The sequence below is a fragment of the Mesorhizobium argentiipisi (SeqCode) genome (assembly GCF_037179585.1).
GTDB lineage: Bacteria > Pseudomonadota > Alphaproteobacteria > Rhizobiales > Rhizobiaceae > Mesorhizobium > Mesorhizobium argentiipisi.
This window is the reverse complement of sequence record NZ_JAPYKO010000022.1, coordinates 1-20,403: the sequence shown is the minus strand read 5'-3', so window position 1 is coordinate 20,403 and position 20,403 is coordinate 1. Positions and strand designations below refer to the sequence as shown.

Below are 20,403 nucleotides of genomic sequence, written 5' to 3'. Positions count from 1 at the left end.
GCGATGACGAGCGTTGCCGCTCCGATATCGGTGCAGGATCGGCCTGCATCGCGCCGCTGAAAAGGAGTTCTGTTTTGCGGAAGCGTTCCCGCGGAGCATTTTTTTGGCCCGACGCGCGGAGCCTGGATATAGATCATCCGCCACCGGCTCGCACCGATGGCGGATGATCCGAGGTCGCCACCTTTAACTTATTCCGCAGCCAAGGCCAGCTGCGGTCTTTCGATGCCTTCGACGTTCTCCGGCTCGGGCGCCTGCTCGTCGGTCTTGGCCTTCTTCGGCGCGCGGCCGAAGAACAGGGCGTAGCCGGCCGGCAGCACCAGAATGGTGAGCACCGTAGCGACGAGGATGCCGCCCATCATGGCGTAGGCGAGCGGTCCCCAGAAGACGGCGCGCGAGATCGGGATCAGCGCCAGCACGGCGGTGAGCGCCGTCAGCATGATCGGCCGGAAACGGCGGACGGCCGCGCCGACGATCGCTTCCGATCGCTCCATGCCGGCGGCTATATCCTGGTCGATCTGGTCGACCAGGATGATCGAGTTGCGCATGATGATGCCGAGCAGCGCGATGACGCCGAGGATGGCGACGAAGCCGAACGGCGCGCCGCTGATCAAGAGCGCCGCGGCGGCACCGATGATGCCGAGCGGGCCGGTGGCCAGCACCAGCATCGACTTGCCGAAATGCTGCAGCTGGACCATCAGCAGCACGACGATGACGGCGAGCATGATCGGCGCCTTGGCCGCGATCGAGGCCTGGCTTTCGGCCGAATCCTCGGCGCCGCCCTGGATCTCGACCTTGTAACCGGGGGCGAGGCCGGCGCGCAGGTCCTTCATGTCGTTATACATCTTGGTCACGACGTCATTCGACTGCACGCCGTCCGGCAGCGTGGCGCGCACGCTGATTGTCGGCAGGCGGTCGCGCCGCCATTCGACGCCCTGCTCCATGACCGGCACGACCTTGGCCACCTGCGAGAGCGGCACCGAGCCACCGAAATCGGTCGGGATATAGACCGAGTCGACTGAGGAGAGCAGGTGGCGGGTCGCCTCCGGCTCGCGGGCGACGATCGAGACCGTCTCCTCGCCGTCGCGGAAGTCGTCGAGGGATGCGCCAGACATGGTGGCCTGCAGCATCTGGCGGATGCGTTGCGAGGTGACGCCGAGCGCGCGGGCGCGATCCTGGTCGATCACCAGCTTCATCGCCGGCACCGGTTCCAGCCAGTCGTCATGGACGGCGCCGAGTAGCGGATTGGCCTGGAACCTCGCCTTCACCTCGTCGGCGATGCGGCGCACCTCCTTGCGGTCCGGACCCATGACGCGCATCTGCACCGGCCAGCCTGTCGGCGGACCGAGGAAGAGACGGTCGACCTTGCCGCGGATCGAGGGGAAGTCCTGCGCCAGGATCTTGCGCATCTTGACGATCAACCGCTCGCGCGCCGGCTCGTCCTTGGCCATCACCAGGAGCTGGGCGAAGTTGGAATTGCGCAGCTGCTGGTCGAGCGGCAGGAAGAAGCGCGGCGCGCCCTCGCCGATATAGGTGGCGATGAAGCGCTTGTCGGGATCGTCCATCATCTTGGCTTCCAGCGCCTTTGCCTGGTTCTCGACCTCCTTGATCGAGGTGCCTTCCGGCAGCCACAGGTCGACCAGGATTTCCGGGCGCGAGGATTGCGGGAAGAAGTTCTGCGGGATGAACTGGAAGGCCCAGAGGCTGGTGGCGAAGGTGACCAGCGTCATCACCAGAACGATGATGCGGTGGCGCACGGCCCAGGCGACCGTCGCGCGCAGCCGGCGGTAGAAGCGCGTGTCGAAGACATCGTGGTGAGTGCCGGCATGCTTGCGCTGCTTCAGGATCATATAGCCCAGCCACGGCGTGAAATAGACCGCGACGAACCACGACACGATCAATGCGATGCCGACGACATAGAAGAGCGTGCGCACATATTCGCCGGCGGTCGACGCGGCGAAGCCGACGGGGATGAAGCCAGCCGTGGTGATCAGCGTGCCGGTCAGCATCGGGAAAGCCGTCGAGGTATAGGCGAAGCTCGCCGCCTCGATCTTGACCAGCCCCTCCTCCAGCTTTCGCTCCATCATCTCGACGACGATCATGGCGTCGTCGACCAGAAGACCGAGCGCAATGATGAGCGCGCCGAGCGAGATGCGCTGCAGGTCAATGCCGATCTCATACATGATGGCGAAGGTGGCGGCGAGCACGAGCGGAATGGCGATGGCGATCACCAGGCCCGAGCGCCAACCGATCGACAGCAGCGAGACTGCAAGCACGATGAGCAGCGCTTCGCCGAGCGCCTCCATGAACTCGTTTACGGCATCCTTCACGACCTCCGGCTGGTCGGAGATCTGGTCGACCGAAACGCCGTAGGGCAGTCCGGCCTCGAAGCGCTGGTAGGTCGCCTCGACGTCCTTGCCGACATCCCTGACATTGAAGCCCTTGGCCATGACGACGCCGACCTGGACGCTCTCATGGCCGTTGAAGCGGTATTTGCGCTCGTAAGGATCCTCGAGGCCGGAAGAGACGGTGGCGATGTCGCCGAGGCGCGTCACCTGGTTGCCTGAGCGCAGCCTCAGCTCGCGGATATCGGCGGCCTTGGTGACGTCGCCCTCGACCGAGATGCGCACTGAGCGCAGGCCGGTGTCGACCGAGCCCGCCGGATCGACGGCGTTCTGCCCCTTCACGGCGTTCTGCAGGTCAAGGATGGTCAGGCCGCGCTCGGCGAGCGCCTTTGACGAGACGTCGATATAGATCTTCTCGGGCTGGTCACCGATGATGACGGCCTTTTCGACGCCCGGCGTCGTCAACAGCATGTCGCGCGCCTGGATGGCGAATTTCTTCAGCTCCGGATAGGTGAAACCGTCGCCGCTGATCGAATGCAGCGTGATGAAAGTGTCGCCGAACTCGTCATTGAAATAGGGACCGAGCAGGCCTTGCGGCAATTCGTTGGAAATGTCGCCCACCTTCTTGCGCACCTGATAAAAGGCGTCCTTGACCTCTTCGGCATTGGTGTCGCCCTTGACCTGCAGCGTGATGATGGCGCTGCCGGCGCGGGTGTAGGAGCGCACGAAATCCAGATGCGGCGTCTCCTGCAGCTTGCGCTCGATCTTGTTGACGACCTGGTCCTCCATGTCCTGGATCGAGGCGCCCGGCCAGATCGCCTGCACGACCATGACGCGGAAGGTGAAGTCGGGGTCTTCCTTCTGGCCCATGCGCATCAAGCCGAGCACGCCGGCCAGGATGATCAACCCGAACAGGAAGCGCGCGATGCTCGGATGTCCGATCGCCCAACGCGAAAGATTGAAGGGCCGCTTTTCAGTGCTGCTGTCGCTGGTGGTCATGGCACACGTCCAGTCCAATTGATCGGCAAGGCATGCATGGCATGCCGCCCATGAATTTCTCGCTCGGGCTTCCGGGCGGCGAGACCCCTCAAGCGGAGAGAGACTCGCAAATCGCGCTGGACACGGCACTGCTGCGGGGGAGCCAACATGCCGGCATCTCACGATCGGGCGTCCGCCGCCCGGAACCCATGCCTCCCCCGGCTCGCGGCTCTACGCAGCGAGAGCGGGAAAGGCGTCTGTTGCGCCTGACTTCAGGTCTTAGTTTGATGCATGTCGTTGTCCCAAAACCGCTTCGCACTTTTGGGCGACAAGCATCAGTGCAGGCTGCCAGTCGTTGCGACGTCGTCCTCCGCCGAGGGGGATTGCTGGGGGTCGCCAGAAAGCTTGACCTTCAGATTGTCGGTCATGAACTGGGTGCCGGCCGCGACTACGACGTCGCCCTGTTTCAGGCCGTCGGCAACGGCAACGCCGTCGACTGTGAAATTGGCCACCTTGATCGGGCGCGGATGCACCGTGTCGGAAGCGCGATCGACCGCCCAGACGATCTGCTTGCCGTCCTTCTCAGCCATCGCCGTCAGCGGGATCGAGACGAGCTGCGTCTTGCTGCCGACGGTCGCCTGGACATTGGCGGTCATGCCAAGCAACACGCGCGGGTCGTTGGGCAGCGAGACCCGGATCGCGAAGGTGCGCGACTGCGGATCGGCGCTGCCGGCGACCTCGCGGACCTTGCCGTCAAGCGTCAGCCCTTCCTCCGACCAGAAGCTCGCCTTGACCTCCTTGCCGGGCTTGAAGCCGGCGATGTCCGTCTCCGGCACCGCGATCGACACTTCCTTCTCGCCGTCGACCGCGACGGTCATGACCGGCGTGCCGGCGGCGACCACCTGGCCGACATCGGCGGAGATGGCGGTGACGATGCCGTTCTTGCTGGCCTTCAGATCGGCGTATTGAACCTGGTTCTGCGCCTGGGCCAACGCCGAGCGGGCGGCGTCGCGGGTTGCCACCGCCTGGTCGTAGGTCAGCCGCGCCTGGTCGAGCTGCGACTTCGGCGCGAAATTCTTGGCATAGAGTTGCTCGGCGCGCTTCCTGGCGAGGTCGACTGTCTCGACCTGGCGCTCGGCGGCGTCGAGGCTGGCCGTAGCGCTCTTGACCGACAGCTCGTAATCGGCAGGATCGACGCGGGCGAGCACATCGCCCCCATTCACGTGCTGGCCGATATCGACCAGACGCTCAGTGACCTTGCCGGCGATACGGAAGCCGAGATTCATCTCGGTGCGGGCGCGCACCGAGCCGGAATAATCGAGCTGACGGGTGGTCTGAGCCTCGCCGATTTCGACCACTTTCACCGGCCGGAGGACTTCCTGGACGACCTTGGCCTTTTCCTGGCTGCAGCCGGCAAGGCCGAGCACTGCTGCGATGACGGCGGCGGTTGGGAGGCCTGCGGCCGGCAGTCTTCGGAGGATGGAACTGGGGAGGATGGAACTGGACAAAGACACGTTAGCACTCCCGAACTGGAGATGATTTATCGACCGCACCTGGCGGACGGCTTCTATTTCAAGGCTCTGATGGCGTAGTCGATAAGTTCGTCGGGCATTGCCCGGTTGGTCTTGGCAAGGCACTGCGCCACCATTTGCGGGTGACACAGAATGACGGTCGCGGCGCCGAAGCAGCGCGAGGCCGTCTCCGGGTCCTGCTCCCTGAACTCCCCGGCCTCGATGCCCTCGCGGATCACCTCGGCGTATAGGTCGTGGATGCTGTTGACATGCTTGTCGATGACGGACCAATCGCGCTCCAGCGCGACGATGACCATCTCATGCACCTTCTGCTCGTCGAGCATGGTCTCGAGCGTCATCTTGTACTGGGCATGGATGTAGCGGCGCAGCCGCTCCTCGGCGCTGACCGGGAGATGCATGATCTCGTAGGCCATCTTGTAGCTGGCGCCGAGCATGCGGCCGCACACGGCCTGGTGGATTTCCACCTTGGAGGCAAAGAAGCGGTAGATATTGGCCGGCGACATGCCGAGCTCGCGGGCGATGTCGGCGACATTGGTCTTGCCGTAGCCGTAGTGACGGAACAGCCGCTCGGCGCAATCGAGAATGCGGGTCACATTCTCCTGTCTGGCGGGGTCTGCCACGATGTTGGCGGCTTCGGACATGACGCTTTCGTTTGATGAGTGACGAATTTCAATTTTCGTCAGTCGTAAAACGAAAGCAGCGCGGAGTCAACGCGAAATCGACGTACGCGTATAATTTGGTGACAGATGGTGACAGTTGCGAGGATCTGCGGTGTGATGAGAAAGAGAATATTCTTAAGCGCAGCGATCCTTCGCACCCCTCTCTGTCCTGCCGGACATCTCCCCCGCAAGGGGGGAGATTGGCGGCTTCAGCGGCGGCGCTTCACCGTGCGACGTTGGTGGTTGGCGAAAGCGGTGACGAGATTGATCTCGCCCCTTGCGGGGGAGATGGCCGGCAGGCCAGAGAGGGGTGGGCGGGAACTCGGCCTCGCCCATTTGAGGCTCACGCCCCCTTAGCCATTTCCCGCAACCTGAACTTCTGGATCTTCCCTGTCGAGGTCTTCGGGATTTCGGCGAACAGCACCGCCTTCGGCACCTTGAAGCGGGCGAGCAGCCCTCGGCAGTGCTCGATGATCTCGGCCTCGGTCGCGGTCTTGCCGGGCTTCAGCTCGACATAGGCGACCGGCACCTCGCCCCATTTCTCGTCGGCGCGGGCAACCACACCGCAGGATGCAACCGAGGGATGCTTGTAGAGCGCGTCCTCGACTTCGATGGAGGAGATGTTCTCGCCGCCCGAGATGATGATGTCCTTAGAGCGGTCCTTGAGCTGGATGTAGCCGTCGGGATGCATGACGCCGAGATCGCCCGAATGGAACCAGCCGCCGGCGAAGGCTTCGTCGGTGGCCTTCCTGTTCTTCAGATAGCCCTTCATGACGATGTTGCCGCGGAACATAACCTCGCCGATGGTTTCGCCGTCGGCCGGGGTTTCCACCATGGTCTCCGGGTTCATCACCGTGAGGCCCTCGAGCGCGGCATAGCGCACGCCCTGGCGCGCCTTCTTCGCCGTTCTCGGTCCCTTCTCCAGCGCGTCCCACTCATTGTGCCATTCGTTGACGACGGCCGGGCCGTAGGTTTCGGTCAAGCCGTAGAGATGGGTGACGGCGAAGCCGGCATCGGCCATGCCGGAAAGCACGGCCTGCGGCGGGGGTGCTGCGGCGGTGTTGAAGGTGACGGTCTGCGCGAACTGGCGCTTGTCCTCATCCTTCGCGTTGATCAGCACCGACATGACGATCGGCGCGCCGCACAGATGGGTGACGCCATGATCGGCGATCGCGTCATATATCGGCTTTGCCCGCACCCAGCGCAGGCAGACATGGGTGCCGGCCTGCACGGCCAAGGTCCAGGGGAAGCACCAGCCGTTGCAATGGAACATCGGCAGCGTCCAGAGATAGACCGCGTGCTTGGCCATGCCGGCATGGATGGTGTTGGTGTAGGCCATAAGCGCCGCGCCGCGGTGGTGATAGACGACGCCTTTCGGATTACCGGTCGTGCCGGAGGTGTAGTTGAGCGAGATGGCGTCCCATTCGTCGTCGGGCATCGACCAGGCAAAAGCCTCATCGCCGCCGGTGAGAAAATCTTCGTAGTCGAGCGTGCCGATCCGCTCGCCCTTCGGATAGGGAGCGTCGAGGGCATAGTCCGGATCGTCATAGTCGATGACCAATGGCCTGGCCTTGGCCAAGGCCATCGCCTCCTTGACGACGCCCGAGAACTCGCGGTCGACGATCAGCACCTTTGTGTCGGCGTGGTCGAGCTGGAAAGCGATGACGGCGGCGTCCAGGCGCGTATTCAGCGAGTGCAGCACCGCCTTCACCATCGGCACGCCGAAATGCGCTTCCAGCATCGGCGGCGTGTTCGACAACATCACCGTCACCGTATCGCCCTTGCCGATGCCACGTTTCGCAAGCGCCGAAGCGAGCTTCAGCGAGCGGCGCCAGAACTCGCGATAGGTGATGCGCTGGCTGCCATGAATGATGGCGATGTGGTCGGGGTAGGTCTTGGCCGCGCGCTCAAGATAGGTGAGCGGCGTCAGCGGTTGGTGGTTGGCGGCGTTCCTGTCGAGATCCTGTTCGTAGGGATTGGCCATCCCGTTCTCCCCGATGTTCTTTTCGAGCTTTCTAACCTTAGGCCCGCCGTCACGCTATCCCCCCTTCCGCGGCTGAAAATGCTATGCTGCGCCGGCTTGGTAGAATGGCGATCCGGATTGAGCCGCGCGGCGAGGTGATTGCGCCTCGCGCAAGCAAATTTGACTTTTGTCGAGAGCCGTGACTAATGTCAGCCGAGGAGGCGGCATGGCGATCAGACCGGCAGAACAGCTCATCCACAAGGCCGCCTGGCTTTACTATGCGCACGGCCTTCGCCAGGACGAGGTGGCGAACCAGCTCAACATTTCACGCGCCTCGGTCGCCATGTATCTGCGCAAGGCGCGCGAGACCGGCATCGTCAACATCTCGACCTCGACGCAGCTCTTCACCGACGACGTCATGGCGCGGCGACTGGAGGATGCCTTCGGCCTGGACGCCGTCTGGATTGCGCCGGAAAATGCCTATCTCGCCGATCCCTCGACCGATATCGCCGTGCTGGCGGGAAGCGTCTTTCTCGAGCTGGTGAAGAAGGGTGACCGCATCGGCGTCGCCTGGGGCCGCACCGTCTATACCATCGCCGACATCATGTCCTTTGCCGACCTGCAGGACGTCACCGTGGTGCAGCTCTGCGGCAATCTCGGCGCGCCCTATTCCTATCGGCCCGACCAGTGCACGATGGAGATCGCGCGGAGGCTCAACGCCAAGGGACTGAACTTCTACGCGCCGCTGGTGCTGTCGACGGAAGAGCTGGCGAAGAGCCTGCGCGCCGAGCCGGTGATCCGCGATCAGCTGGGCGGCATCGCCGCTTGCGATCTGGCGCTCTATTCCGTCGGCGCGGTCGATGCCGACAGCCATCTGGTGAAATGCGGCGCGCTATCGCCGGCCGAGATGGAAGCGCTGCGCAGCCAGGGTGCGGCCGGCGTCATCGCCGGGCAGATCATCGACGCCAGGGGCGAGGTTCTCGACTGCAGCTACAACCGGCGCGTCATCTCCGCCGAGCTCGCCTCGCTGCGCGCGATCGAGAAGCGGCTGATGGTGGTGCAGGAAGACACCAAGTTCGAGCCGCTGCTTTCGGCCATCGCCGGCGAGCTCTGCACGCATCTGGTGATCGGCGCCCATATGGCCGAGCGCCTGCTGCAGCACGCCGGTGCGGCAACCAAAAAGGCCTCTTAGAAATCCTCTCGCCGCTTCTGTCATAAAGGCGTCGCGGCTTTCTGTTCATGAGCAAAAAGACGAGTATCGGACGGATCGACATGAAGAACCTTTGGAATGACGCCGACGCGGAAAAGATGGTTGCCGACTATGCCAAGAAGGGGGTCGGCCGCGACCTTGCGCTGCGCGTCTATACGACCCGCCTGCTCGGTGGCGAGCCGCGTCTGGTGCTGCATGGCGGCGGCAACACCTCCTGCAAGACCAAAGCCACCGATCTCGTCGGCGACGAATGGGACGTGCTCTGCGTCAAGGGCAGCGGCTGGGACATGGCGGTCGTCGAGCCGCAAGGCCTGCCGGCGGTGAAGATGGGCGCGCTGCTCAAGGCGCGCTCTCTGGACAAGCTCTCCGACGAGGACATGGTGGCGCTGCAGCGCTCCAACCTTATCGATCCCTCCTCGCCCAACCCCTCTGTCGAAACGCTGCTGCATGCCTTCCTGCCGCATAAGTTTGTCGACCACACGCATTCGACGGCGATCCTCGCCATCGTCGACCAGGAAGACAGCAAAGCGCTGATCAAGACCGTGTTCGGCGACAGCCTAGGCTACGTGCCTTACATCAAGCCGGGCTTCGACCTCGCCAAGGTCGCGGCGGAAGTCTTCGACACCGACCGAAAAGTCGAGGGCCTCATCCTCGACAAGCACGGCATCTTCACCTTCGGCGACGATGCCAAGCAGGCCTATGACCGCATGATCCACTATGTGACCATGGCCGAGGACTATGTCGCCAGAAACGGCAAGCCGCAGGCGGCCAAGGCAGCGCTGCCGGCAAAGCTCGCGAAGCCCAGCGACATCGCGCCGACGCTGCGCGGCGCCGTGGCCGTGGCGCGCGGCGAAGGCCGCTTCGACCGCATGATCAGCGACTTCCGCACCTCGGACGCGATCGTCGACTTCATCAATTCCGCCAAGATCGCCGAGTTGGCCGGGCGCGGCGTGTCGACGCCGGACCTGTCGATCCGCATTAAGACCGGACCGATGGCGGTACCGGCGCCAGACGCCGACAAGCTCGACGATTACAAGGCTGCCGTCCGCAGCCATGTCGATGCCTTCGTCAAGGACTACACCGCCTATTTCGAGACCAATGACGCGCTGGACGACGTCAAGCGCACCATGCTCGACCCGATGCCGCGCCTGACGCTGGTGCCGGGCCTCGGCATGTTCGGCCATGGCCGCACGCTGAAGGACGCGAAGATCGCGTCGGATGTCGGCGAGATGTGGATCGAGGCGGTGCGCGGCGCGGAAGCGATCGGCAAATTCCATCCGCTCTCCAAGGCCGATCTCTTCCCGCTCGAATACTGGTCTCTCGAGCAGGCCAAGCTCGCCTCCAACAAGCCGAAGCCGCTGACCGGCCAGGTCGTGCTGGTCACCGGCGGCGCCGGCGCCATCGGGGCCGCCACGGCAAAACTGTTCGCGGCCAACGGCGCGCATGCCGTGATCGTCGATCTCGACCCGGCCAAGGCAGCGGAAGCGGCGAAGGCGGCCGGCAACAACTCGATCGGCGTCGGCGCCGACATCACCAAACCGGCCGAGATGCGCGCTGCCTTCGACAAGGCGGTCGCGGTCTATGGCGGCGTCGACATCCTGGTCTCTAATGCCGGCGCCGCCTGGGAAGGCCGCATCGGCGAATTGGACGACGCCACGCTGCGCAAGAGCTTCGAGCTCAACTTCTTCGCCCACCAGTCGGCGGCGCAGAATGCGGTGCGCATCATGCTGGAACAGGGTACGGGCGGCGTGCTCCTCTTCAACACCTCCAAGCAGGCGATCAATCCCGGGCCGAAATTCGGCGCATACGGCATTCCGAAAGCCGCGACATTGTTCCTGTCGCGGCAGTATGCGCTTGACTACGGCGCCTATGGCATCCGCTCCAACGCGGTCAACGCCGACCGCATCCGTTCCGGGCTTCTTACCGACGCGATGATCGCCAGCCGTTCCGGCGCGCGCGGCGTGTCCGAAAAAGAATACATGTCCGGCAATCTGCTGGGACAGGAAGTGACGGCCGACGACGTCGCGCAGGCCTTCCTGCACCAGGCGCTGGCCGAGCGCACCACGGCGGATGTGACGACGGTGGACGGCGGCAACATCGCGGCGGCGCTGCGCTGAACATATAGGTATGCCTTGGAGCGGTACTTCGTTTCGCGAAAACGAAGAACCGCTCCATCGTCCCTGTTTTGACGCAGTTTGGGACCGAAGGCCTTCCGCGCTTCTGCTGAAGAACTGCTCGAACCCGTCAAAATCCGCACCAATCCTTCGCGTATTGCTCAACCAGTTTAAGGGGTGCCTCGTGTTTCGCATGCGGCTCCAACCTTGATCATTGGTGGAGCTCCAGATGGCGGCGAAAAGACTTCGTATTGGCGTGCTCTTCGGCGGGCGCTCCGCCGAGCATGAAGTATCGCTGCTTTCAGCAACCAACGTCATGGCTGCCTTGGACCCGGCGAAATACGATGCCGTTCCGATCTTCGTCACCCGCGAAGGGCAATGGCTGCTGAGCCGCTTTGAGGACGGCGCGCTGGCGACGCCGTCGGCCGGCACGCAGCTCTGCCTGGTGCCGGGCGGCCATGGACGGACGCTGGCGATCCCTGCCGGCGGTGTGCCCCACGACCTGCCTCCCATCGATATCCTGTTTCCGGTCCTGCACGGCCTGCATGGCGAGGACGGCGCGGTGCAGGGCGTGGCCGAGGTGGCACGCGTGCCGCTCGCCGGCTGCGGCATCCTCGGCTCCGCCACGGCGCTCGACAAGGACATCGCCAAGCGGCTGCTGAAGGCGGCCGGACTGCCTGTGGCGCGCTCGGTGACGATCAATGAAGGTGCCGCGCCTCCGCTGGCCGAACTGGAAGACCAGCTCGGCCTGCCGCTGTTCATCAAGCCGGCGCGGCAGGGCTCGTCGGTGGGCGTCGCAAAGGTCAATGCCAGCCAGGAATTCGATCGGGCGCTGACAGAAGCATTCCAGCACGATCGCAAGCTGCTGGCGGAGGAATTCGTTCGTGGCCGCGAGATCGAGTACAGCGTGCTGGAAGATCCCGAGGGCGAACTCTTCGTCTCGCGGCCGGGCGAGATCGTGCCCGCGGAGAGCCACGGTTTCTACAACTACAACGCCAAATATATCGACGAGAACGGCGCGGCCTTGATCGTGCCGGCGGACCTTTCACCGGAGGTCGAGCAAGCCATGCGGGATGCGGTTGCAAGGGCGTTCAGGGCGCTCGGCTGCGACGGCATGGCCCGCGTCGACTTCTTCCTGATGCCGGACATGAATTTCCTAATCAACGAGCTCAACACCATTCCGGGCTTCACCAACATCAGCATGTACGCCAAGGCCATGGCGGCGAGCGGCGTCAGCTATCCGGAGGTCATCGACCGTCTGGTGGCCCATGGGCTGGCGCGCGCCGGCCGGTGAAAAAGACCGGAGGATTCGAAATCTCGGCAGCGGCCGGTTGGCCGCGTCGCCACATCACTCCGGCAGGCCGGCCTTGCGGAAGCCGTCGACGAAATGCTCAAGCGTCGCGTCGTCACGGAACGGCTCCGTCTCGACCCAGCGCTCCGTGGAGAAATGCGGATTGCCGACGAGGAACAGCGCGACCTCGGTGCGCGCCTCGTCGAGACGGCCGAGCTGCGCCAGGCTTGCCGCCAGAAAGCGGCGCGAGCTTGTGCGGTAGGTCTCGTCGCGGCGCAGCGTCTCGACGGCGGCTTCGTAGTCACGGGCCGCATACTGTGCCTGGCCGAGCGTCAGATAATACCAGCTCGGCGGAAAGGGGTTGAGCCGGAAGGCCTTGCGGATGTGCTCCAGGCCCTCGTCTACCCGCCCGCCCAGCACGTCGATATCGGATAATGTCGCCCAGATATCCGCCTCGTTCGGGTCGAGCTCGATCGCCTTGGCGAATTCCGCCTCGGACCGTTCGAAATCGCGTTCATAGGCAAGAAGGTTCGCCAGAACCCAGCGGCAACCGGCATCGTTGGGATCGATCGCCACAGCCTTGCGCGCCAGTTCCAGGGCCGTGCTGCGGGCAGGCTCGAACGGCTCGCCCCAATGCACCCAGCCCATCCAATGGTTCATGGCCAGCCAGCGATAGGCCTCCGCGTAGTCCGGGTCGAGCGAAACCGCGCGCGTCAGCATCAGATGCGCTTCGCGCGCCATTTGCGGCGACTCGTCGAACAGTTTTCGCGCCCGCACCACGAGATCATAGGCTTCGAGATTCTTCGGCCGGTTGCGCTCCGGCAACGCGCGCAGCCGCCCGAGCAGCGCCTCGACGATCTTGGCCGTCGCCTCGTCCTGAACGGCGAAAATGTCTTCGAGGCTGCGATCGAAACGCTCCGCCCAGAGATGCTCGCCGCTCAGCGCGTCGATCAACTGCGCATTGATGCGCACGCGCCCAGCGGCGCGCCTTGCGCTGCCTTCCAGGAGGTAGCGCACGCCGAGCTCCCCGGCGATGGCGCGCACGTCCATGGCCTTGCCCTTATAGGCAAAGACCGAGTTGCGCGCGATGACGAAGAGGCCCGGGATCCGGGAGAGATCGGTGATCAGATCTTCGGTCAGGCCATCGGCGAAAGAGTCCTGCTCAGGATCGCTGCTCCGATTGACGAAGGGCAGCACGGCGATCGACGGCTTGTCGGGCATCGGCAAGGGTTTGCGTGTGGCGTCGGGTTGTTCGACGGTACCGGCGAAACGATAGCCGACGCGCGGCACCGTCGCGATCCACTCGCCGCCACCGGTCGCCGGGCCAAGCAGCTTCCTGAGCTGCGCGATCTGTACGGTGAGGTTGCCTTCTTCGACCGCGGTGCCCGGCCAGGCCGCGTCCATCAGCTCGGCCTTGGCCAGGATTTCGCCCGGACGCGCGACGAGCGCTTCCAGGAGCTTCAGCCCGCGATGGCTGGCGGCGACGGGAACATCGCCCCGGAGCAGCGTTCCCGCGCCCGGATCAAGCACGAACGGTCCGAAAGCGAAGCGCGATCCCTGCATGCGGCGATCTATAGCCGATTTGGAAGTTTTGAGAACTATTTGGGACGGCTTAATTACGCCGCCAGCCGCCTGCGGCACACTGCAATCTCGATCAGGTCGGGGGTTTTCGAACCCTCATTCGATGGAGGTTGCAATGAACGATACCTTCACGCCCTCTATGTGTCTGGCGGCAGCACCGGCAATGCACTCAAGGCGCGGGCGCTTCAGCCTGGCGGCCTTGCGCAGCCTTATCGCCGAGCGCCGCAAGCAGGCCTATTTCCGCTTCGAGCTCAAGCGGATAGCGACGGACAATCCGCATCTGATCGACGACATCGGGCTGACGAGGAAAGAGGTCGAGGCCGAGATCGCCAAACTGCCCTTCTGGCAGCGATAGGACCGCCTCGGATCGGCTGAAGACAGAGAGCGGCCCGTTGGACCGCTCTCCTCACTTGCCTGGCAAAAACCTTACTTGGCGTTCGGGTTCGGCATCCAAGCCGGCATCGCGACATCGGCATGGGCGAACTGCGGCAGCTTGGCCGACAGGTCTTCCATGTTCTTGATATCCTTGTCGATCAGCTCCTTCTGGGTGATCAGCGTCGGCGGCACGATGACATTGTGGCCGGGGTCCTCGCCGGCGAGCAGTTGCGCCAGCGCGCGCACCGAGACCTGGCCGACCACGGCGGGATTGGTGGCGGCGGTCGCCGCCCAGGCGCTGTCCGGTTCGCGCATCGCGGCGATGTCCGAGGTCGAGATGTCGGCCGAATAGATCTTGATCTTCTTGTTGAGCCCGGCCTCATCGACGGCGATCTTCACACCCTTGGCGAACTCGTCATAGGGGGCGAACATCACGTTGATGTCGGGATGCGCCTGCAGCACCGAGCGCGCTTGGTTGGCGACGGAGTTGGCGATCGGGTTGTCGAGCGTGCCGAACTGCGCGACCTCGCTGATGCCCGAATATTTCTTCTTCACATCCACCCAGGTCTCGTTGCGGCGGTCGAGCGGAGCGATGCCGGCAACATAGACATAACCGGCCTTCCAGCTCTCGCCATTGTCCTTGACCGCCTGCTCGAGCGCCAGCTTGGCGAGGTCTTTGTCCGACTGCTCGATCTGGGGGATCTTCGGGTTCTCGACATTGACGTCGAAGGCGACGACCTTGATGCCGGCATCGACCGCGCGCTGGGCGGCGTCCTTCATCGATTCCGTCAGGCCGTGCTGGATGATGATGCCCTGCACGCCGAGCGCGATCGCCTGATCGACCATGTCGGCCTGGAGCGCCGCATCCTGGCGGCTGTCCAGCACGCGCAGGTCGACGCCGAGCGCCTTGGCCTGCGCCTCGACGCCGGAGAGATAGGCCTGGAAAAAGTCGCCGGTCGAAAGGTAGCGCACCAGCGCGATCTTGACGCCCGGCTTGTCGAACGGCGCCGGACGGTCCGCGGCAAGCGCCGTCCCCTGCATCAGCAGCGCCGCGCCGGCGAGGCCGAGTGCCGCCTTCCCCAAAAGTCTTCTTGTGATGCTCACTTCGTTTTCCTCCATTTGTTATGCCCCGGTCGAAACTATCTCTTGCCCCTGCCGGAAAGGGCGAAGGTGAAGACAAGGGCGACGACAAGCACCGCGCCCTTGACGAAATCCTGCGTGTAGTAAGGGGCGTTCATCATCGTCAGGCCTTGCAGCAGGACGCCGACGAACACCGCGCCGACGGCCGTGCCGAAGGCGTTCGGCTTGGCGGCGCCAAGCACCGCGTAGCCGATGAGCGCCGCCGCGACTGCGTCGAGCAACAGATTATTACCCGAGGCGATGTCGCCGCGTCCAAGCCGTGCGGCGAGCAAAATCCCGCCGATCGAGGCAAAAACTCCCGAAATCACATAAGCCCAGATTTTGTATGCCTTGACAGGCGCGCCGGCGAGCTCGGCCGCCCTCTCGTTGCTGCCGACCGCATACATCATGCGGCCGAAGCGGGTGTATTCGAGGAAGAACCAGATCAGCACCGCAAGCACGACGAGCACGACGACCGAGACCGGGATCAGGTTCGGGATGAAGAAGTCGATGCGGTGGCGGCCGAGCGCCAGGAAGGCTTCCGAAAACTTGCCGTTGGCGACCGAGCCGTCGGGCATGGTCATGCCGGTGGCGATCGAGCGGCCTTCCGTCGGAATGCGCTGCAGGCCGAGCAGCAGGAACATCATGCCAAGCGTGGCCAGCAGGTCGGGCACGCGCATATAGACGATCAGCCAGCCATTGATCAGGCCGACGATGACGCCGATGACAAGGCAGGCGAGGACCGCGACGATCGCGTTCTGCTCCAGCACGACCATCGCGTAGGATGCCGCCATCATGGCGCTGGTGGCGACCGAGCCGATCGACAGGTCGAAGCCGCCGACGACGAGCGTCGCCGTGACGCCGAGCGCCAGCACGCCGGTGATGGCCACCGACTGGAAGATGAAGACGGCGCTCTGCGGCGACGCAAAACCATCGGCGGCGACTGCGAAATAGGCGATCAGCCCGACCAGCAGGACGATGAAGCCGTAGCGGATGGCGTAGTCGCGCAGTGTCATCGAACGCTCCCGCGCCGTTGCCTTGCCCGCCAAACTGGAACTCATGCCTGCACTCCGGGTCTCGTCATCCTGCGATCTCACGCCGCGCTGTGAAGCGGTCCACCGGCCACTTCCGCCAGCAGCCGGTCGAGATCGATGTCATCGTTGCGGTGCTCGCCGACGATCGTGTGTTCCGACATCACCAGGATGCGGTCGGCAGTCTCCAGCGCCTCGTCGAGCTCGGTAACGAAGATCAGCGTCGCGCGGCCGTCGGCGCTTGCCCTCAGCTTGGCGGCGATGTCGCGACGCGCCGAGATATCGACACCCTGGAAAGGCTCGTCGAGGATGAAGAGGCGCGAGGCCTGCGACATCCAGCGCGCCACCATCACCTTCTGCTGGTTGCCGCCGGAAAGCGCGGAGAGTTCGTCCTTCTCCGAGCGGCAGACGATGCCGAGCTCGTCGATCTGGCGGCGGGCGGCGACGCGCTCAGCGCGCTTCTTCATGACGCCGAAGCCCGACATGCGCTTGAGGAACGGCAGGCTGATGTTGCGTTCGATGTTGAAGCCGCCGACGATGCCGCTGGCGGCGCGGTCCTTGCTGACTAGAAAGACACCGGCGGCGATCGCCTCGCGCGCCGAGCCCGGCGCGTAGGGCTTGCCGTCCATGTGCATGCTGCCGGCAAGCGGCCTGCGCACGCCGAATAGCGTTTCCGCCAAAGCCGTCTTGCCGACGCCGACCAGGCCGGTGATCGCCACCACCTCCCCGGCGCCGAGCGTCATCGAGATCGGCCGCGAACCTTGCGCCAGCCGCAGGCCCTCGGCGGTGAAGACGGCTCGGGCCGAGCTTCTTGCAACCACCTTGTCGAGATGGATCTTGCGGCCGAGCATGGCGTTGACCGCGCCCTCATAGTCGAGCGGCTTCCGGTCGAAGACGCCGGAGACGACGCCGTCGCGGATCGACACGATGCGATCGGCGAGCCGCCTGATGTCGGACATGCGGTGCGAGATGTAGAGGATGGCCACACCCTGCCCGCGCAGCCGGTCGATCAGCGAAAACAGCCGGTCGGCCTCTACGCTCGACAGCGAAGAGGTGGGCTCGTCCAGGATCAGCACCTTGGGCCGATGCGCCATGGCGCGGGCGATGGCCACCATCTGCCGATCCGCCAACGACAAGTCGCTGACGCGGGCCTTGAGGTCGATGGCGAGTCCCATGCGGTCGGCGACAGCCCCGGCTTCGGCTCGGACATCGGCAGGCTTGAAAAGCAACGACGCGCCTTTGCCGCTCAGCCGGTCGAGCGTCAGATTGGTGGCGACGTCGAGATCGGCGACGACGCCGTCATTGATGTTCTGGTGCACGGTGACGATGCCGGCGCGAATGGCTTCGGCAGGGGTTTGCGGGTCGAAGGCCTTGCCGGCGAGCCGCATCGTGCCGGCACCGCGCGCATAGACGCCGCTGACGATCTTGACCAGGGTGGATTTGCCGGCGCCGTTGGCGCCCATGAGCACGGTCACCTCGCCCGCAAAGAGGTCGAGCGAGATGCCGCCAAGCACCTCGTTCTGGCCGAAGGATTTCCTCAGGCCTTCCACATGGAACACGGCATCTGCGCCCATCCGTTCCTCCCGGATCGTGACGCTATGGGCTCATTCGGCAATTGTCAACACGATTGACATTTGCCAGAGAGCTTCCTAGCTTGGCCCCGCCGCCGTGGCTCCGCTATCGTCGGAAACCACGCGCAGGAGGGAGAGCATGGCCGGGAAGTTCGAAGCATTGTCGGTGGAAACGCTGCCTAAGCGCCTTGGCGACACCGCGGCCCTGACCGAGCGCATCGGCAGGGACACCAGTCGCTGGAAGGTACAGGAGGTCGGCGATGGCAATCTCAACCTCGTCTTCATTGTCGAAGGCGACAAGGGTGCCGCAGTGGTCAAGCAGGCGCTGCCCTATGTGCGGCTGGTCGGCGACAGCTGGCCGCTGCCGCTCAAACGCTCCTTCTTTGAATATCATGCGCTGACCAGGCAGGAGCGCCGTGCGCCCGGCTCGGTACCGGCGATCTACCATTTCGACGAGACCCAGGCGCTGATCGTGATGGAGTATCTGGCGCCGCCGCACATCATCCTCAGGCGGGCGCTGATCGACGGCCGCGAACTGCCGAACATCGCGCGCGACATCGGCCTGTTCATGGCCCGCACGCTGTTCCGCGGCTCGGATCTCTCGATGGTAACGAGGGAGCGCAAGGCCGACCTAGCGCTGTTCGCCGACAATGTCGAGCTCTGCGACATCACCGAGAACCTGGTGTTCTCAGACCCCTATTTCGACGCCAAGATGAACCGGCATACTTCGCCGCAGCTCGACGGCCTGGTCGCCGAACTGCGCGCCGACCGCGACCTCAAGGTCGAGGCACAGCGGCTGAAGCATCTCTTCGCCGCCAATGCCGAGACGCTGCTGCATGGCGACCTGCATTCAGGCTCGATCATGGTGACCGACAGCGAGACCCGGATGATCGATCCGGAGTTCGCCTTTTACGGCCCGATCGCTTTCGATGTCGGCATGCTTCTTGCCAATTTCTGGATAGCCTTCTTCTCGCAGCGCGGTCACGAGGAGAAGGACAGCCGCGATTCGATGCGCGCCTATCTGCGCGGTGTCACGGCCGAGACCTGGGCGACCTTCCGCGCCGAGTTCTCGCATCTGTGGCGGACCGAGCGCAGCGGCATCCTCTACCAGAGGAGCCTGTTCGAGGATCAGGGCGATCTGCTCGGCTCCGAACAGGCGCTCGACCACATGCTGCACTCCATCTGGACCGACCTGCTGGGCTTTGCCGGCATCGAGGTGCACCGGCGCATCCTCGGGCTGGCCCACAATGCCGATTTCGAGACCATTGCCAATCCCGATCTGCGCGCCACATGTGAGGCCAAGGCTTTGCGCTTCGGACGCCATATCGCGGTCAACCGCCGCCAGATCCACAGCATCGACGAGGTCAACAATCTGGCCGCGCTGATCGAACAGGAGAAGAGCCTTTGAACGTCGGCGAACGCCACTATCGCACCATCTGGCTCAGCGACGACAAGCGCTCGGTCGAGATCATCGACCAGCGCTGGCTGCCGCATGAGTTCCGCATCGAAAAGATCGGAAGCGTCGCCGGCATCGCCGCCGCGATCCGCGACATGTGGGTGCGCGGCGCGCCGCTGATCGGCGTCACCGCGGCCTATGGCGTCGCCATCCAGATGATGGACGATCCGTCGGACGAAGCGCTCGACACGATATGGGAGACGCTGCACAGGACACGGCCGACGGCCATCAATCTGCGCTGGGCGTTGGACGAGATGCGCCGGCACCTCAAGCCGCTCGCGCCGGAGGAACGCGCGGAGGCTGCCTACAAGCGGGCCGCCGAGATCGCCGATGAGGATGTCGGGCTGAACCGCGCCATCGGCGAGAACGGGCTTGCGATCATCAGGCAGATCGCGGCGAAGAAGAAGCCGGGCGAGAGCGTCAACATCCTCACCCATTGCAATGCCGGCTGGCTGGCGACGGTCGATTACGGCACCGCCACCGCGCCGATTTACCTCGCGACGGAAGCCGGCATTCCGGTGCATGTCTATGTCGACGAGACCAGGCCCCGCAACCAGGGCGCCCAGCTGACCGCCTGGGAGATGGCTGGGCACGGCGTGCCGCACACGCTGATCGTCGACAATGCCGGCGGCCATCTGATGCAGCATGGCGACATCGACATGGTGATCGTCGGCACCGACCGCACCACCGCCAATGGCGATGTCTGCAACAAGATCGGCACCTATCTGAAGGCGCTGGCCGCCGCCGACAACGACGTGCCCTTCTATGTCGCGCTCCCCTCGCCCACCATCGACTGGACCGTGGCCGACGGGCTGAAGGAAATCCCGATCGAAGAGCGCTCCGGCGACGAGGTTTCGCTGGTGTGGGGCAGGACGGCCGACGGAAAGGTCGCGCAGGTGCGCGTCTCGCCGGATGCGACGCCGGCGGCGAACCCTGCCTTCGACGTGACGCCGGCAAGACTGGTCACCGGGCTCATCACAGAGCGCGGCGTGGCGAAGGCCTCGCGCGAGGGGCTGAAGGCGATGTTTCCCGAGCGCGGGTAATTAGCTGATCTCCCCCCCTTGTGGGCATATGCGCTAAGATAGCTTTGGCATGGCTTGAAACTTGCGCTTTCGTGGTGGCTCGCGCCAACGATGTCGCAAGGCATGGAGATTCTGGCGCAGGGTTGCCAAGGGCGGCTG

Annotated in this window: 14 protein-coding genes; 6 read left to right on the top strand and 8 right to left on the bottom strand. The window is 64.4% G+C overall.

What is annotated here, in order from left to right; genetic code table 11:
* Positions 1 to 188 precede the first annotated feature (188 nt).
* The 4 genes from O7A05_RS24965 to O7A05_RS24950 all read right to left on the bottom strand — a co-directional run bounded on the left by O7A05_RS24965 (position 189) and on the right by O7A05_RS24950 (position 7,495).
* Positions 189 to 3,341, bottom strand: a complete 3,153-nt coding sequence (locus O7A05_RS24965) for an efflux RND transporter permease subunit (RefSeq protein WP_337095586.1) — start codon at positions 3,339 to 3,341, stop codon at positions 189 to 191.
* Between the two features lie 314 nt (positions 3,342 to 3,655).
* Positions 3,656 to 4,789, bottom strand: a complete 1,134-nt coding sequence (locus O7A05_RS24960) for an efflux RND transporter periplasmic adaptor subunit (protein WP_415927051.1) — start codon at positions 4,787 to 4,789, stop codon at positions 3,656 to 3,658.
* Positions 4,790 to 4,887: 98 nt separating this feature from the next.
* On the bottom strand, positions 4,888 to 5,493 hold the full coding sequence (locus tag O7A05_RS24955) for a TetR/AcrR family transcriptional regulator (RefSeq protein ID WP_337095585.1): 606 nt from the start codon (positions 5,491 to 5,493) through the stop codon (positions 4,888 to 4,890).
* A 361-nt stretch (positions 5,494 to 5,854) separates the two neighbouring features.
* Positions 5,855 to 7,495 carry an acyl-CoA synthetase gene (locus O7A05_RS24950; RefSeq protein WP_337095584.1) on the bottom strand — a complete coding sequence of 547 codons (1,641 nt, stop codon included), beginning with the start codon at positions 7,493 to 7,495 and terminating at the stop codon, positions 5,855 to 5,857.
* Between the two features lie 205 nt (positions 7,496 to 7,700).
* On the opposite strand from O7A05_RS24950, the gene O7A05_RS24945 reads away from it, so the two are divergent.
* From O7A05_RS24945 to O7A05_RS24935, 3 genes are all read left to right on the top strand, one after another.
* Positions 7,701 to 8,666: a sugar-binding transcriptional regulator gene (locus tag O7A05_RS24945; protein WP_337095583.1), complete on the top strand. Its 966-nt coding sequence runs from the start codon at positions 7,701 to 7,703 to the stop codon at positions 8,664 to 8,666.
* Between the two features lie 80 nt (positions 8,667 to 8,746).
* Positions 8,747 to 10,801, top strand: a complete 2,055-nt coding sequence (locus O7A05_RS24940; RefSeq protein WP_337095582.1) for a bifunctional aldolase/short-chain dehydrogenase — start codon at positions 8,747 to 8,749, stop codon at positions 10,799 to 10,801.
* 226 nt (positions 10,802 to 11,027) lie between these two features.
* A complete protein-coding gene (locus tag O7A05_RS24935; RefSeq protein WP_337095581.1) occupies positions 11,028 to 12,092 on the top strand; it encodes a D-alanine--D-alanine ligase family protein in 1,065 nt (354 codons plus the stop codon).
* Between the two features lie 54 nt (positions 12,093 to 12,146).
* Here O7A05_RS24935 and O7A05_RS24930 read toward each other — a convergent pair whose 3' ends face one another.
* Entirely contained in the window at positions 12,147 to 13,652 is a 1,506-nt protein-coding gene (locus O7A05_RS24930) for a winged helix-turn-helix domain-containing tetratricopeptide repeat protein (RefSeq protein ID WP_337095580.1), read from the bottom strand.
* Positions 13,653 to 13,785: 133 nt separating this feature from the next.
* Here O7A05_RS24930 and O7A05_RS24925 point away from each other — a divergent pair, with 133 nt between their 5' ends.
* Positions 13,786 to 14,025: a DUF1127 domain-containing protein gene (locus tag O7A05_RS24925; protein ID WP_337095579.1), complete on the top strand. Its 240-nt coding sequence runs from the start codon at positions 13,786 to 13,788 to the stop codon at positions 14,023 to 14,025.
* A gap of 71 nt (positions 14,026 to 14,096) precedes the next feature.
* Here O7A05_RS24925 and O7A05_RS24920 read toward each other — a convergent pair whose 3' ends face one another.
* From O7A05_RS24920 to O7A05_RS24910, 3 genes are all read right to left on the bottom strand, one after another.
* Positions 14,097 to 15,149: a substrate-binding domain-containing protein gene (locus tag O7A05_RS24920; RefSeq protein WP_278162985.1), complete on the bottom strand. Its 1,053-nt coding sequence runs from the start codon at positions 15,147 to 15,149 to the stop codon at positions 14,097 to 14,099.
* Between the two features lie 35 nt (positions 15,150 to 15,184).
* Positions 15,185 to 16,180: an ABC transporter permease gene (locus O7A05_RS24915; RefSeq protein ID WP_337095664.1), complete on the bottom strand. Its 996-nt coding sequence runs from the start codon at positions 16,178 to 16,180 to the stop codon at positions 15,185 to 15,187.
* Between the two features lie 77 nt (positions 16,181 to 16,257).
* Positions 16,258 to 17,769, bottom strand: a complete 1,512-nt coding sequence (locus O7A05_RS24910) for a sugar ABC transporter ATP-binding protein (protein ID WP_337095577.1) — start codon at positions 17,767 to 17,769, stop codon at positions 16,258 to 16,260.
* Positions 17,770 to 17,905: 136 nt separating this feature from the next.
* Between O7A05_RS24910 and mtnK the strand changes: the two genes are divergently transcribed.
* Both mtnK and mtnA read left to right on the top strand, forming a co-directional pair.
* Complete coding sequence (mtnK, locus tag O7A05_RS24905) at positions 17,906 to 19,174, top strand: S-methyl-5-thioribose kinase (protein WP_337095576.1); 1,269 nt, start codon at positions 17,906 to 17,908, stop codon at positions 19,172 to 19,174.
* On the top strand, positions 19,171 to 20,265 hold the full coding sequence (mtnA, locus tag O7A05_RS24900; RefSeq protein ID WP_337095575.1) for an S-methyl-5-thioribose-1-phosphate isomerase: 1,095 nt from the start codon (positions 19,171 to 19,173) through the stop codon (positions 20,263 to 20,265). Before mtnK ends, mtnA begins: the two co-directional genes overlap by 4 nt.
* The last annotated feature ends 138 nt before the right edge of the window (positions 20,266 to 20,403 follow it).

Coding starts and splice junctions, on each gene's coding strand:
- O7A05_RS24965 (WP_337095586.1), bottom strand. CDS start 3,341: ATGACCACCAGCGACAGCAGCACTGAAAAGCGGCCCTTCAATCTTTCG.
- O7A05_RS24955 (WP_337095585.1), bottom strand. CDS start 5,493: ATGTCCGAAGCCGCCAACATCGTGGCAGACCCCGCCAGACAGGAGAAT.
- O7A05_RS24950 (WP_337095584.1), bottom strand. CDS start 7,495: ATGGCCAATCCCTACGAACAGGATCTCGACAGGAACGCCGCCAACCAC.
- O7A05_RS24945 (WP_337095583.1), top strand. CDS start 7,701: ATGGCGATCAGACCGGCAGAACAGCTCATCCACAAGGCCGCCTGGCTT.
- O7A05_RS24940 (WP_337095582.1), top strand. CDS start 8,747: ATGAAGAACCTTTGGAATGACGCCGACGCGGAAAAGATGGTTGCCGAC.
- O7A05_RS24935 (WP_337095581.1), top strand. CDS start 11,028: ATGGCGGCGAAAAGACTTCGTATTGGCGTGCTCTTCGGCGGGCGCTCC.
- O7A05_RS24930 (WP_337095580.1), bottom strand. CDS start 13,652: ATGCAGGGATCGCGCTTCGCTTTCGGACCGTTCGTGCTTGATCCGGGC.
- O7A05_RS24925 (WP_337095579.1), top strand. CDS start 13,786: ATGAACGATACCTTCACGCCCTCTATGTGTCTGGCGGCAGCACCGGCA.
- O7A05_RS24915 (WP_337095664.1), bottom strand. CDS start 16,180: ATGACACTGCGCGACTACGCCATCCGCTACGGCTTCATCGTCCTGCTG.
- O7A05_RS24910 (WP_337095577.1), bottom strand. CDS start 17,769: ATGGGCGCAGATGCCGTGTTCCATGTGGAAGGCCTGAGGAAATCCTTC.
- mtnK (WP_337095576.1), top strand. CDS start 17,906: ATGGCCGGGAAGTTCGAAGCATTGTCGGTGGAAACGCTGCCTAAGCGC.